This is a genomic window from Micromonospora sp. DT201 (assembly GCF_049841575.1).
Lineage (GTDB): Bacteria > Actinomycetota > Actinomycetes > Mycobacteriales > Micromonosporaceae > Micromonospora.
In genome coordinates, this window is sequence record NZ_JBNCKP010000027.1 from 19129 (window position 1) to 32646 (window position 13518).

Annotated in this window: 14 protein-coding genes; 9 read left to right on the plus strand and 5 right to left on the minus strand. The window is 72.8% G+C overall.

The annotated features are described in order from the left end of the window. The first annotated feature begins 426 nt into the window (after positions 1-426). On the plus strand, positions 427-618 hold the full coding sequence (locus ACLQ28_RS30400) for a DUF5703 family protein (protein ID WP_013734349.1): 192 nt from the start codon (positions 427-429) through the stop codon (positions 616-618). 153 nt (positions 619-771) lie between these two features. Here the strand turns inward: ACLQ28_RS30400 and ACLQ28_RS30405 are convergent, their stop codons facing one another. Both ACLQ28_RS30405 and ACLQ28_RS30410 read right to left on the minus strand, forming a co-directional pair. Next, a complete protein-coding gene (locus ACLQ28_RS30405) occupies positions 772-1434 on the minus strand; it encodes a hypothetical protein (RefSeq protein ID WP_425689701.1) in 663 nt (220 codons plus the stop codon). 58 nt (positions 1435-1492) lie between these two features. Next, positions 1493-2821 (minus strand): M20/M25/M40 family metallo-hydrolase, encoded by a 1329-nt coding sequence (locus ACLQ28_RS30410; protein WP_425689702.1) that lies wholly within the window; start codon positions 2819-2821, stop codon positions 1493-1495. Positions 2822-3003: 182 nt separating this feature from the next. Here ACLQ28_RS30410 and ACLQ28_RS30415 point away from each other — a divergent pair, with 182 nt between their 5' ends. The 3 genes from ACLQ28_RS30415 to ACLQ28_RS30425 all read left to right on the plus strand — a co-directional run bounded on the left by ACLQ28_RS30415 (position 3004) and on the right by ACLQ28_RS30425 (position 4984). Beyond that, the gene (locus ACLQ28_RS30415; protein WP_425689703.1) at positions 3004-3612 is read left to right on the plus strand and encodes a hemerythrin domain-containing protein; all 609 of its coding nucleotides are present in this window, start codon (positions 3004-3006) and stop codon (positions 3610-3612) included. Between the two features lie 86 nt (positions 3613-3698). Beyond that, positions 3699-4679: a LysR family transcriptional regulator gene (locus ACLQ28_RS30420; protein ID WP_425689704.1), complete on the plus strand. Its 981-nt coding sequence runs from the start codon at positions 3699-3701 to the stop codon at positions 4677-4679. Positions 4680-4738: 59 nt separating this feature from the next. Next, positions 4739-4984 carry a hypothetical protein gene (locus ACLQ28_RS30425; RefSeq protein ID WP_425689705.1) on the plus strand — a complete coding sequence of 82 codons (246 nt, stop codon included), beginning with the start codon at positions 4739-4741 and terminating at the stop codon, positions 4982-4984. Between the two features lie 55 nt (positions 4985-5039). On the opposite strand, the gene ACLQ28_RS30430 is transcribed toward ACLQ28_RS30425, so the two are convergent. From ACLQ28_RS30430 to ACLQ28_RS30440, 3 genes are read right to left on the minus strand one after another with little or no spacing between them, the layout of a single operon-like run. Beyond that, the gene (locus ACLQ28_RS30430; protein WP_425689706.1) at positions 5040-5390 is read right to left on the minus strand and encodes a DUF3140 domain-containing protein; all 351 of its coding nucleotides are present in this window, start codon (positions 5388-5390) and stop codon (positions 5040-5042) included. Next, positions 5390-5602: a hypothetical protein gene (locus ACLQ28_RS30435; RefSeq protein WP_425689707.1), complete on the minus strand. Its 213-nt coding sequence runs from the start codon at positions 5600-5602 to the stop codon at positions 5390-5392. Before ACLQ28_RS30435 ends, ACLQ28_RS30430 begins: the two co-directional genes overlap by 1 nt. Further along, a complete protein-coding gene (locus tag ACLQ28_RS30440; RefSeq protein WP_425689708.1) occupies positions 5599-8157 on the minus strand; it encodes an ATP-dependent Clp protease ATP-binding subunit in 2559 nt (852 codons plus the stop codon). The genes ACLQ28_RS30435 and ACLQ28_RS30440 overlap by 4 nt, the downstream gene beginning before the upstream one ends. 140 nt (positions 8158-8297) lie before the next feature. Here ACLQ28_RS30440 and ACLQ28_RS30445 point away from each other — a divergent pair, with 140 nt between their 5' ends. From ACLQ28_RS30445 to ACLQ28_RS30465, 5 genes are all read left to right on the plus strand, one after another. After that, a complete protein-coding gene (locus ACLQ28_RS30445; RefSeq protein WP_425689709.1) occupies positions 8298-8690 on the plus strand; it encodes a hypothetical protein in 393 nt (130 codons plus the stop codon). Between the two features lie 152 nt (positions 8691-8842). Then, positions 8843-9103 carry a hypothetical protein gene (locus tag ACLQ28_RS30450; protein WP_007076395.1) on the plus strand — a complete coding sequence of 87 codons (261 nt, stop codon included), beginning with the start codon at positions 8843-8845 and terminating at the stop codon, positions 9101-9103. A 6-nt stretch (positions 9104-9109) separates the two neighbouring features. Next, positions 9110-10168 (plus strand): hypothetical protein, encoded by a 1059-nt coding sequence (locus ACLQ28_RS30455; protein WP_425689710.1) that lies wholly within the window; start codon positions 9110-9112, stop codon positions 10166-10168. Then, positions 10161-12836, plus strand: a complete 2676-nt coding sequence (locus ACLQ28_RS30460) for an FtsK/SpoIIIE domain-containing protein (protein ID WP_425689711.1) — start codon at positions 10161-10163, stop codon at positions 12834-12836. The genes ACLQ28_RS30455 and ACLQ28_RS30460 overlap by 8 nt, the downstream gene beginning before the upstream one ends. Beyond that, positions 12833-13495 (plus strand): hypothetical protein, encoded by a 663-nt coding sequence (locus tag ACLQ28_RS30465; protein ID WP_425689712.1) that lies wholly within the window; start codon positions 12833-12835, stop codon positions 13493-13495. Before ACLQ28_RS30460 ends, ACLQ28_RS30465 begins: the two co-directional genes overlap by 4 nt. Positions 13496-13518: the final 23 nt, after the last annotated feature.

Genomic DNA, 13518 nt, shown 5'->3' on the forward strand with positions numbered 1-13518 from the left:
AACGAGGACAGCGGGGCCCTGCCATCCCGAGGATCCACCAAACCGCCCAGGCCCGTCCCGTCGATCTTGCAGTTTCGGTCGCCGTTTTGCGTGACATGCCCCTTAGGTCGGGACAGAAAGTGCAAGATCGCGCGGGCGAGGCCCCAGCCCCGGTCGACCATGGAGTTGTGGTGCCCGTTAAGGGGTTATAACGGGTGTTTGGCGCGACCTGGGGGTCCGACACGGCAAACGGGCATCGCTCTACCGGTGGTCACAGAGACCGGCAGGGGCCGGCAGGGGCCGGCAGGGGCGGTGCTGTCCTTCTACGGCAATCAGTGGAGAGGCTTTGTTCAGGGCATCAGGGGCGGCAAGTTCGACGCCTGAGCGATGCGTTGGTCACTCCGGAGGGGGTGGCAAATGGCCGCTGGGCTGGGCAGCATGGGTGGCATGGACTACGAATACGCGCCGCTGCGGCTGCCGCCGAACGTCGACCGGTTGACCGCCGCGGCGCAGTTGGCGATCCAGGCGGAGTTCTCCGGATGGGAGTTGGCCCGGGTGCGGTTGTACCGGGACGGCACGCGGCAGGTGGTGCTGCGTCGGCGGCGAGTCAACCAGCCGCAGCCGGGTCTGTCCTACTGACGACCGGGGCGGTGCCGCCCGGGACCGAAGTCGACCCCGGGCGGCACCCAACCTAGTGCCGCCTTGCCTCGCCGATCATGGAGCTGTGGTGGGCGACAAACGACCCGTCAAGCACCAAACTGGGCACCACGCCCCCATGATCGACCTGGCCTTCTAGTGCTGGTGCCCGGCGTGGTCGTGATCGTCGTCGAGCTCCAGGAACGGGTGCTCGTCAAGCCGGCCGACCAGCCGGTCGTCGACCGCCGGCTGGAACGGGCCGACCGCGTCGTCGTCGTCGAACGACTCCAGGTCGACAGGGGTGCCCACCTCGCTGACCATGACCACCCCGTCGAGCGGTTCCAACTCGGGGACGTCAAGCGCACCGAGCGAGCCGTCGCCGCTCTGCAGCAGCTCCAGCACCGCCTCGCCGACGCCCTCCACCGGTGCCGGCTCGTCGTCCTCCGGGGTGCCCTCGCGGCGGGCCGCCTCGGCGACACGCAGCAGCGCGGAGACGCTCGGCACCCGGTAGTCACGGCGCTGCCGCACCGAGATCACCCGGGGGTGTGGGTCGCTGGCCTCGGCACCCTCGGCGCCGCCGAAGCGCTCGTCGGCTTCATCCGGGTCGATCGAGTCGACATCCCACGGCGTCACCTCGCCGAAGGCGTCGAGCAGCCGCTCGTCGTAGGCGAAGGAGGCGTTGTTCAACGCCACGTACGCCTGCCAGACGTCGTCGTCGTCGACGCGGCCCTGTGCGGCGCGTACGGCGGCCAGGTGGTGGCGGGCCGCTTCGATCACCCGCTCGAGAGCGGCGTCCAGCTCACCGTGCTGGTCGGTCATGTGGGGCAGTCCCTTCACGTTGGGGAGATTGCGTGCCGGCGACAGCTGCCGGGCACGGCTAGCAGGTCCGGAGGAACCGGTCGAGAACCCGCACGCCGAACTGTAGTCCGTCCACCGGAACGCGCTCGTCGATGCCGTGGAACAACGCCGAGAAGTTCAGGTCGGCGGGCAGCCGAAGCGGCGCGAACCCGAAGCAGCGGATGCCGAGCTGCGAGAACGCCTTGGCGTCGGTGCCTCCGGAGAGCATGTACGGCACCGGCCGCGCCCCCGGGTCCTCCGCTCGCAGGGCCGCCGACATGGCTTCGACCAGGTCACCGTCGAAGGTGGTCTCCAGCGCCGGCTGCCGCTGGACGTACTCGATCGCGATGTCCGGGCCGACCAGCTCACGCAGCTGCCGCTCCAGCAGCTCGGACTGGCCGGGCAGACTGCGGCAGTCGATGGTGGCGGTGGCCCGGCCGGGGATGACGTTGTCCTTGTAGCCGGCGCTCAACCGGGTCGGGTTGGCGGTGTTGCGGATGGTCGCGCCGATGATGTTGGCGATCGGGCCGAGCTTGGCGATGGCCGTCTCCGGATCGTCCGGGTCCAACTCGATGCCGAGCAGGTCGGAGACCTCCGTCAGGAAGGCCCGCACGGTATCGGTGACCACCACCGGGAAGCGGTGCCGGCCGATCCGGGCGACCGCCTCGGCGAGCGCGGTGACCGCGTTGTCGTCGTGCATCATCGAGCCGTGCCCGGGGCGGCCCTTGGCGTGCAGCCGCAGCCAGTCGATGCCCTTCTCGGCGGTCTCGATGAGGTAGAGCCGCTGGCTGTCGTTGACCGAGTACGAGAAGCCGCCGACCTCGCCGATCGCCTCGGTGCAGTCGTCGAAGAGGTCGCGGTGGTGCTCCACGAGGAAGCGCGCGCCGTAGTCGCTGCCCGCCTCCTCGTCGGCGGTGTACGCGAGCACGATGTCGCGCGGGGGGCGTACGCCGGTGCGCTGCCAGTGCCGCACCACGGCGAGCACCATCGCGTCGAAGTCCTTCATGTCGATCGCGCCCCGGCCCCACAGGTAGCCGTCGCGCAGCTCACCGGAGAACGGGTGCACCGACCACTCGTCGGCGTCTGCGGGCACCACGTCCAGGTGGCCGTGCACCAGCAGAGCACCGCGGCTCGGGTCGGTGCCCGGAATGCGGGCCACCACGTTCGCCCGGCCCGGGGCGGACTCGTGCAGGACGGACTCCACGCCCACTTCGGCGAGCTTCTCCGCCACGTACTCTGCGGCCCGGCGCTCGCCGACGCTGGTGTCGTTGTCTCCCGTGTTGGTGGTGTCGATACGCAGCAGGTCGCGGCAGAGGTCCACCACCTCTGCGGTGGGGTCGGGTCGGTTGGAGGCCGCATCGCTCGTCATCGCCTCTTCATACCAGCCGGAGGTTGCCGACCGGCGGGCGCACCGGCGCGGACGGGCCGGCGCGCCGGTGCCCGCGGGCCGACGCATCGACGGGTCGGTTTCGCCGTGACCGCGTTCGGGTACCGCCGCCCGTGACCGCACGTCCCTGCCGGAGCTTCCGCCCGCCAGTCGAGGAGGGCACCATGTCCGCCGTTCCCCTGCCGCCGCTGCCGCCCGCGCCCGCACCCGAGGAGGGCTACCGGCCCGGCGGCCCCAACATCGCCGAGATCGTCGACCGGGAGCACCGCCAGCTGCTGACATTGCTGGACCAGCTGACCGGCCCGGACGCCACTGGGCAGGAGGGGCTGGCTGTGCTCACCGCCGCGCTGTCGCGGCACCTGTCCGCCGAGGAGCAGTACCTGCTGCCGGCGGTGCGCGCCGCGCTCCCTGCCGCCGCCGAGCGGGTGGATGCCGAGATCAACGCTGACGCCAGCCTGCTCAGCGCCCTGAAAGGGATGTCGGACGAGGCGCTGACCGAGGTTGCCGACCGGGTCCGCCGGCACGTCGACGGGGTGGGCGCGCTCGTCACCGAGCTGCGCGCGGTCGCGACCGAGGAGGAACTGATCCGGCTCGGAAACCGGCTGGAGATCGCCGAGGAGGCGGCGCCGACCCGTCCACATCCGGGCACTCCGGCCACCCCTCCGTGGAACCGGGTCGTGGAGCCTGCGGTCGGGGTGGTGGACAAGGTGCTCGACGCGGTGACCCGCCGACCGACGTACCTGGCGGACCTGCCGGAGCCGCCCCGCGACTGAGGGGTGGCGACGGTCACCACTGCATTCATTATCACCGATCCACTCGGGCTATTCCGCCGGCTGACGCGTAGTCCTACCGTCACGGTATGAACCTGGAGCTGCGTCACCTGCGGGTGGTCTGCGCGATCGCGGAGACGGGAAGTGTGACGAAGGCGGCGTCGGCGCTCGGCTTGGCCCAGCCGGCGCTCACCGCCCAACTCCAGCGCATCGAGCGGACGCTGGGCGGCCCGCTGTTCGACCGGGACCGGCGCGGTGCCCGACCCACCGCGCTCGGTGAGCTGGTGCTGGCCCGGGCCCGGGTGCTGCTGCCGGCGATGAAGGGGTTGCAGGACGAGGCGGCGCGTCTGGCCGGGGCCGGCGACGCGCCACCCTGCTACCGGTTCGGTGGGGTGAACAGCCCGATCCTGGGTCGGATGGTGCACCGGTTGGCGGCCGAGCAGCCGCCCGCCCAGATCACCACGTTCGCCTCCTGGTCGGTGGACGAGTTGGCGCAGTTGGTGGCCGGCGGCCGACTGGACTTCGCGCTGGCCGGTGTGTGCGGCGACGCCAGCCCGTCGGCCGGGTTCGGGTTGAGCTGGCAGGAGGTGGCCATCGACCCGGTGCTGGTGCTGCTGCCGGAGACGCACCCCCTCGCGGCGCACGACGAGGTGCGCCTGGGGGACCTGCGTCACGAGCAGTGGGTGGCCGCGCCGGGCGACGGCTGCTTCAGCGACTGCTTCGCCGCCGCCTGCGCCCGCGCCGGCTTCACCCCGCGCAAGGTGTACGAGACCGACATCCGTGGCTGCGTCGACCTGGTGGACGCCGGTGTGGCGGTGGCGCTGTGCCAGGCGACGTTCCGCCCGGTGGCCGGGCTGGTCACCCGTCGACTCGCCGGCATACCGCTGCGCTGGCGGCTTCTGCTCGGCTGGCATCCGGACTCCCCCGCCGCCCGGGGGGCCGACCTGGTGTTGGAGACAGCGAAGGCGGCGTACGTCGACTCGTTGGCCCCGCATCCCGAATACCTGGCCTGGCTGCTGCGCAACCCGGGGTTCGGTGTCCGGCAGCCCAGCGGGGTCCGACCGGGCTGAGCGGGAGGTATCCCGGCCGGTGGCGGTGCGAACCGCCGCTGTCCGGGTATCTGGCGGACATGACCGATCTCTACCCGTCCGCAGACGACCGGGAGCTGCTCCGCCAGGCGGCCGCCGCGCACACCGCCGCCACCCGTGAGGTGGAGGCGTTCCTGCGCCGGCTGCCGGCGGTGCCCGACCCGGCCGACGTCACCGAGTACGCGAATCTGCTCACCCGGGAGGACCAGACTCGCGCCGAACGGGACGCCGCCGCCGACGCGGCGGGGCTGACCATCGCCAGCTTGGAGCCCGACCAGGGCCAATAGCCTGAAGCGACGGTGCCGTCCCCGCCCGGGACGGCACCGTCGCGCGTGGTAGCAATCAGCGTTCGACGAGCGGGTCGTGACCCAGGTCGAGCAGCGAGTGCCGCCAGTTGTCGTCGGCGTTGCCACGCGACGGCTTGGCGTCCATCAGCTCCCGGATCCGCTCGACCGCCTCCCGCATCACCTCGATGTCTTCCGGGGTGAGATCGACCTTGCGTTTGTTCAACACCTTGAGGATCTCCCGACCCGGCTGGGGCAGGTCGAGGTTCGGGCTCGGGCTGAACGACTCCTCCCCCGAACCCCGGGTCAGCAGCCACGTCCGCAGCTGCTCCGACGGGACGTTGACCTCGGCGTGGAAGTCCTCCCAGAGCACTTCCACCTCGGGGTCGAGCCGCGCTTCGCGTACCATCAGGTCTCCTCTTCGGGCGGCGGCCCGGACGTCTCCGGGTCGTCCTGGTGGGTCTTCGGATGCAGGCCCTCCGCGGGCACCCGCGTCCTGCGGGGGTTCGCGGTGGGCGGCGCCAGGATCGGGTCGGGATGGTCGTCCTCGTCCCGGGGTTTCGCGGACTCCGCGGGCTCGTGCGGGTCCTCGTGTTCGCCTCGTCGCGCCGGCCCGCTCATCGCGGGTGTGTGGTCGTGGCGGCGGTGTACCCCCGCTCGCCCGCGGTCACGTCGAAGGTGAGCGCGCCGTCGCGGACGTCCACGACGACCTTCTGCCCGGGTGAGATCGCCGACTCCAGCAGCATCCGGGACAGGTGGTTGTCCACCTCCCGCTGGATGACCCGGCGCAGCGGGCGGGCACCGAACTCCGGTTGGTAGCCATGCTCGGCCAGCCAGTCGATGCCGGCGGTCGTGAACTCCACCTGGAGGTCCTGTGCGTGCATGCGGCGGCGGGTCTCCTCCAGCAGCAGCGCGGTGATGTCGCGCAACTGCTCGGCTTCGAGCCGGCGGAAGATGATGACCTCGTCGATGCGGTTGAGGAACTCCGGGCGGAAGTTCTCCTGCAGGCGGCGCATCAGCCGCTCACGCAGTTCGTCGCTCTCCTGCTCGCTACCGGGCGCGCCAGAGCCGAACCCGACGCTGCGCTGGCTGCCCGTGATCAGCTCGGAGCCCAGGTTGCTCGTCATGATCAGTACGGTGTTCTTGAAGTTCACCGTGCGGCCCTGACTGTCGGTCAACCGCCCGTCGTCGAGCACCTGGAGCAGGATGTTGAACACGTCCGGGTGAGCCTTCTCGATCTCGTCGAGCAGCACCACCGCGTACGGACGGCGACGCACCGCCTCGGTGAGCTGACCGGCCTCCTCGTAGCCGACGTACCCGGGTGGGGCGCCGACCAGCCGACTGACCGTGTGCCGCTCCTGGAACTCGCTCATGTCCACCCGGATCATCCGGTCCGCCTCGCCGAACAACGCCTCGGCCAGGGCACGAGCCAGCTCGGTCTTGCCGACGCCGGTCGGGCCGAGGAACAGGAAGCTGCCCATCGGCCGTTCCGGGTCGGCCAGCCCGGCTCGGGAGCGACGGACGGCCTCGGCGACCGCGGTGACCGCGTCGTCCTGGCCGACCACCTTCTGGTGCAGGTGCCCCTCCAGTCTCAGCAGCCGATCCCGTTCCTCCTCGGTGAGCTGGCTGACCGGGATACCGGTGGCCCGCGACACCACCTCGGCGATCTCCTGCGGCCCCACTTCGGGCACCTGCGAGGTGGACGAGCCGTCGTCGCCGTTCGCGCGACGGATCTCCTCCTCCAGTTCGGAGATCCGGTCGCGCAGCGCGGACGCGCGCTCGTACTGCTCGTCGGTGACGGCCTGTTCCTTGTCCCGGCGTACCTCGTCGAGTTCCTGTTCCAGCTCCCGCACGTCGGAGGCGGGCGTACGGGTACGCAACCGCACCCGCGCGCCGGCCTGGTCGATGAGGTCGATGGCCTTGTCCGGCAGGAACCGGTCGGTGACGTACCGGTCGGACAGCTCGGCGGCGGCGACCAACGCCTCGTCGGTGAAGCGCACCTGGTGGTGTGCCTCGTACCGGTCGCGCAGACCACGCAGGATGGCGATGGTGTCGTCGACGCTGGGCTCGGGCACCAGCACCGGCTGGAAGCGACGGGCCAACGCGGCGTCCTTCTCGATGCTCTTGCGGTACTCGTCCAGCGTCGTCGCGCCGATCACCCGCAGCTCGCCACGGGCCAGCGCGGGTTTGAGCATGTTGGACGCGTCCATCCCGCCCTCACTGCCGGCGCCACCCGCCCCGACCAGGGTGTGGATCTCGTCCATGAAGATGATCAACTCGTCCCGGTGCGCCCGGATCTCGTCGATCACCTTCTTCAGCCGCTCCTCGAAGTCGCCCCGGTATCGGGTGCCGGCGACCAGACCGGCCAGGTCGAGTTGGACGACCCGTTTGCCGAGCAGGGTCTGCGGAACGTCACCGTCGCAGATCCGTTCGGCCAGCCCCTCGACGATGGCGGTCTTGCCGACACCGGCCTCGCCGATCAGCACCGGGTTGTTCTTGGTACGCCGGGACAGGATCTCCACGGCCTGCTCGATCTCGTCGGCCCGTCCGATGACCGGGTCGATCTGATCGTTGCGGGCCAGGTCGGTGAGGTCCTGCCCGTACTGGTCGAGGGTGGGCGTGCCACGGTCCGGTTTCGGCCCGGTCATCGGCCCCCGCTCGGCGTTGGCGGCCTGCAACGACTCGGGTTGGATCCGACCGGCGGCCAGCATCCGACCGGCCGGCGACTCCGGGTTGAGTGGCAGCGCCATCAGGATGTGCTCGGGGCCGATGTAGTTGGCGCCCATCGCCCGGGACAGCTGATGGGCGTCGAGCAGCGCCCGCTTGGCGGCTGGGGTCAACGACAGGTTCGGCGGCACCTCCCCGCGCGGTGCGCCGTCGCCCTTCCCGCCGAGCGCGTTGAGCAGGGTGTCCGGGTCGGCGCCGGCCCGGCGTATCAGGTCACGCAGCTGTTCGCGTTGCAGCGCCGCCCAGAGCAGGTGGTCGGTGTCCAGGTCGCTGCTGTGGCGTTGTGCGGCCCGCCGGGCCGCGTCGGCCAGCATCTCCCGGGCGTCGGCCGTCATCAGTCGGGTGATGTCGACCCGGTGCGGCGGTCGGCGCCCTCCCTCGCCCCGACCGAAGTACCTGGCCAGGAATTCATCCCACGGGTCGGAGCCGGTCTCACCGGGTCCCATCATGTCTGTCCTCCGCAGTAGGGCGCGGCACGGTCGGCAGGGGCTACCCGGCGCGCGCCCCGACAAACGCCGCGGGAGGCGGAGCGCCGGCATTCCGGGTGTGGCGTCGGGCCAGGGCCGGTCGTTGGTGGCAGGCTGACGGGATGGATGAGACCCCGCTGCTGATCGTGGATGGCGCCAACGTGGTGGGCTCCCGCCCGAACGGGTGGTGGCGCGACCGTGCGGGGGCCGCGGCTCGGTTACGTGACTCCCTCGCCCCGGTGGCGACCGTCGGGCTGCCGGCCCGGCTGACCGCCCCGGTGGAGGTGGTGCTGGTGGTCGAGGGGGCCGCGCGGGACGTACCGGGCACCGAGGGCGTCCGGGTGGTCTCCGCCGCAGGCTCCGGGGACGACACGGTGGTCGAGCTGGTGGAGGGGGCGCCGCGCCGCCGCCGGCTGGTGGTCACCGCCGACCGGGAGTTGCGCGGCCGCGTGACCGCGCTGGGTGCCGAGGTGTACGGCCCACGCTGGCTGCGCGACACACCGACCAGCAACTGAGAAAGTCTCGCACCGGGACTCCCACGGAACGGACTCCCGGCACTTCCGGGGCTCTTCCGGACAGGCGGGCAGGAACACCGACAGGGCGGATGTTCTTTCCCGACCGCCGATAGGCTCTAATGGAGATCTCCCCGCCCCCAGGAGGTTCCGCCGTGGCCAGCGTCGCTGAGCTGAAGGCTGCCATCGATGTCGCCCTCCAACAGATCGGAGACGGGCAGACAGCCGTGCAGGCCGCCGGCGAGAAACTGGCCGAGGCGCAGCAGACCCTGGCCGGTGCTCTGGAGGGCAGCGGGCACGAGACGGTCGAGGCGGCCCAGGCGTCGCTGACCCAGGCCAGCCAGGAGCTGGAGGAGTGTCTCGCCGCGACACTTGTCGCGGTCGAGCAGGCGCAGCTCTACGTCTCCACCCTGTAGGCCGCCATGTCCATCATCGAGGACGTCGGTGGGCAGGTCCGCGCCGCCAGCGAGGAGTTCCCGGTGGCCCTGCTCGGGCAGGCGCTGGAGAAGTTCGGCCTGGCCGCGGAGCGACTGCGCTGGGTACGCCAGGAGTCGGCCAACCCGATGGGAGTGCCCGAGTTGTCGGCCGCCACCGAGCACGCCGAGAGCGCCGGCTACGCGTTGCGGGTGGCACAGGAGCAGCTGTCGGCGTACCTGGGTGCGATCGGGCTCGCCGCGGACGGCGCCCCGGCACCCCGCCCACAACAGCGCGAACCCCAGCACGACAGATCACCGGCGGCCGGGCCGACCGCCGTGGCACCGGAGGCGGCCGAACAGGTCCGGCTGCGCCGCTGGTGGTCGGTGCGGGTCGCCGAGCTGACCGGCGGGCGTGACGGCGGCACCGACGAACCCGACGAGCAGCTGGGCGACTCCCAGGAGCTGCTGCGCCGCGTCGTGGGTGGGGTGCGTGCCGGCGACCGGGACCGACTGCGTACCGAGCTGCGCCGAGCCCCGGCCGACGTGGGGCTGGGCATGGCGGCGCTCGCACCACCGCTGCTGCGCGAGCTGGCCGGTGAGCTGCTGGGGCACCCGCCCCGCGCCACCGATCTCGGGCGTCTGCGCGGGGAGTTGGACGGGCGCGTCCGCGACCTGTTGCCCGGACTGCCGCCGCCGGTGCTGGAGACGCTGCTGACCCGGGTCTGCAGGATGCCGCCGCCGCGTGCGTCCGGGGAGCCGCCGCACGCCGCCGACTCCGCGGTGACGGCCGGGGTGGCGACCGGGTTGTTGCTCGCCCGCCTCGGCCGGGATCTGCCCGCGGGCGCCCGCCCGCAGCCAGCCGGCGCAGGCCAGCCTGGCACCGGGCCACAGCAAGCGGGCGGCAGCCGGTCACCAGGCACGGGTCAGCCGGGCGGCGTGGGCCAGCGGCCCGGCAATGTGGGCCCACGGCCGGGAAGCTCTGATGGGCTGCGCTCTGGTGGGTTGCCGCCGCGCTCGGGCAGCCCATGGCGGGACGCCCCGACTCGCCGGGGTTCCGATGGCTGACCGGCGCGGGCAGCTGGCCAGCCGGGTCCGGGACACCCTCGCCGAGGCGTTGGGCGCCACCCGTACCCGCCTGTCCGCCGCCCAGGCTGAGCTGACCGCCGGGCGGGAACGGCTGGCCCGGGTGCAGCGGGCGGCAGCCGCCGTACCGGAGCGGGTGGGCGCCCAGCGGGACCGCCGCATCGCCGAGATCGACGCCCGCTACTCCACTCGGATCGCCGAGCTGGCCCGGCGCGCCGCCGACGCCGCCCGTCAGGAGGCGCCAGGTTGCGCGGGGGCCGGCTGGGCGGGGTGGGCACCGACGCCGGCCCGGCGGGCGGAGCCGCCCGGCGCGTTGCGGGTCGGCACGGTCGGGATCGACGGCGTCGACCCGGTGCCCGCGCTGGTGCCGTTGCTCGACGCCGGGCACGTACACCTCTCCGGGGACGACCGGGCCGGCTGCGACGCGGTGGTCTCCGCGTTGCTGCTGCGGGCCGTCGGCCGCGCCGACCCGGGGGCGGTACGACTGATCGGGTACGACCCGGAGCAGCTCGGTGGCGGCCTGGCCGGTTTCGCCCCGCTGGGCACGGCGGGCCTGCTCACCTTCGTCGGCCCCGGCGGGCTGAGCCCACTGTTGGACGACCTGGTGGAGCAGATCCGCCGGATCAACGAGACGGTGCTCGCCGGCGAGTACGCCTCGCTGCGCGAACTGGCCGCGGCGACCGGCCGACGACCCGAACCGTGGCGGGTGGCGGTGCTGCTCGGCGGCGATGAGCTGAACCGGCATGAGCGCGGGCAACTGGACCGGGTCGTACGGGCCGGCGCGGCGTGCGGGGTGCATCTGGTGGTCCACGGTGTGCCGTTGCCGGAGGATCCGACGGTGACCCGGGTGGTGGCCGGGGTGTCCGGCGCGCGGATCGGCGGGTCGGCTGGGCTGCCGGTCCGGCTGGACCCGCCGCCACCGGCGACGCTGGTCACCGAGACCTGTCGGGAGATCGCCGCCCAGGTGAACGCCGGCCCACCGCCGACCCCGTTCGCCGACCTGCTGCCCCCGCCCGACCTGATGTGGCGGGAGGGCTCCGCCGACGGGCTGACCGCGCCGATCGGTGAGGGGCCGCACGGCCGACCAGTGCGGCTGACGCTGGGTGACTATCCACCGCACGCGCTGATCGGCGGGCCGTCCGGCACCGGCAAGACCAACCTGATCTTCGCGTGGATCGGTGCCCTCGCGGCCCGCTACTCCCCCGCCGAGCTGGAGTTCTACCTGCTGGATTTCAAGGAGGGGGTGTCCTTCGCGCGGTTCGCGCAGGGCCGGCGTGACCCGAGCTGGTTGCCGCACATGCGCCTGGTCGGCATCAACGTCAACACCGATCGGGAGTTCGGCTTGGCGCTGCTGCGCTTCCTCACCGAGGAACTCCGCCGGCGGGCCGACGCGGCCAAGAAGCACGAGGTGACCAAGCTGGCCGAGCTGCGGGCGGTCGACCCGACCGGGCACTGGCCCCGCATCGTCGCGGTGGTCGACGAGTTCCAGATGCTGCTGGCCGGCCGGGACGTGGTCGCCCGAGAAGCGGCCGACCTGCTGGAGGACCTGGCCCGACGCGGCCGGTCGCAGGGCATCCACCTGGTGCTCGCCTCGCAGGACGTGCGGGGCATCGAGGCGCTGTGGGGCCGCCCCGCACTGGTCGCCCAGTTCACCCTGCGCATCGCGCTGCCCAAGGCGCTGCGAATCCTCGCCGAACGCAACGACGCGGCGCAGTCGCTGCCCCGCTGGCACGCGGTGGTCAACGCCGAGTCGGGCATGGTGGAGGGCAACGAGATAGCACGGATCCCGTCGGCAAGCGACTGGGAGACGTGGAGCGGGTTGCAGCACCGGCTGTGGCGCATGCGCCCGGCCGACGCGGCACCGGCCCGACTGTTCGACGGCGACGCGATCCCCCGCCTGGCGGACGCACCGGATTTCCGGGCGCTCGGCGTACCCCCGGACGGGACGGTGCCACGTAACCCGGTGGCTCTGCTCGGCGAGATCATCGACGTGCAGTCCCGTTCGGCGGCGCTGCGGCTGCCGCGCGCCCCGGGGCGCAACCTCGCGGTGCTGGGCACCCGGGTGGACGAGGCGTGCGCGGTGCTGGACGCGGCAGCCCGGTCGCTGGCCCGCCAGCACCCGCCGGGCACCGCCCGGTTCTCCATCGCCTGTCTCGACCCGGACGCCGACCCGATCGCCCGCGCCCTCTACGACGACCTGGCCGACGACGCCGCCTGGTACGACGAGGAGACCGTGGGCGAGCTGATGGCCGAGACTGCCGACGGGCTGACCGGGCCGGGTGGCCCGCACTACCTGCTGCTGTTCGCGGTCGACGCGGCAGCCGGCGCGCTGGCCGCCCGCGCGGGTCGCCGCACCGGTCTGGAGCAGCTCCGCCGGATCATGCACGACGGGCCGGAACGACGGACGCACGTGCTGGCCTGGTGGCGGGGAGTGGCCCGGATGCGCGCCGACCTGGGCGGGCCGGCCGCCCGCACCGACCAGATCGGCGCCTGGGTGGCACTGGACGCGCACGGCGGCGAGCTGGGTGCTTCGCTCTACCCGGGCACCGGCGGCCCGGACTGGTATCCCCGCCCCTGGCGGGGGCTCTTCTTCGACCGGGCGGTCCACCGCACCGGGCAGGTCATCATCCCGTATGGACCGTCGCGATGAACGAACCAGTGGCCAGTGAGACGTACTCGGCGCAGCTGCGGCGGCTGGCCGACGTGACCGCGCGGGTGCGCGAGCAGCGCGCCGAGGCGCATGCCTGGCACGAGCGGCAGTGCGCGGCTGCCGAGCGGGCTGTCGCCGAGGCCGCCGCCGAGGTCCAGCGCGCCGAGGAGGAGTTGGTCGACGCGCGTGAGCAGCAGGAACGGGTCGACGCCGAGGTGGCGCACCTGTGGCAGCAGGTACGCGCCCGACTGGGTGCCCGTCGACTCGGCGGCCCGCCGGCACCCGCGAACGGCACCGGGGCCACCGACCCCGTGCCGTTGCTCGCGAGGGCTCGTGACCTGCTCGACCGGGCCGGGCAGCCGGGTGAGCTGCCGGGCTCGGTCAACCCGCTGCTGGCGCTCTGCGGAGTCGCCGGTGCCGTGGTGGCGTACGCGCTGGGCGCGGGTGCTCGGGCGCTCGGCGTCGGGTACGGCGGCGACCTGGCGGTCGGGTTGCCGGTGCTGGCGCTGGTGGTGACCCTGCTCGGGCCGTTGGTGGGCCTGGTGCCGGCGCGGGTGCTGGCCGACCGCCGGCACGCGGTGCTCGGCCCCCGGCCGATCACCGTGGTCGTCGGCGCGGGGGTGCTCGCCACCGGGCTGCTGCTGGCGCTGGGCCGCTGACCGAACTGGTCGAATCAGTCCAC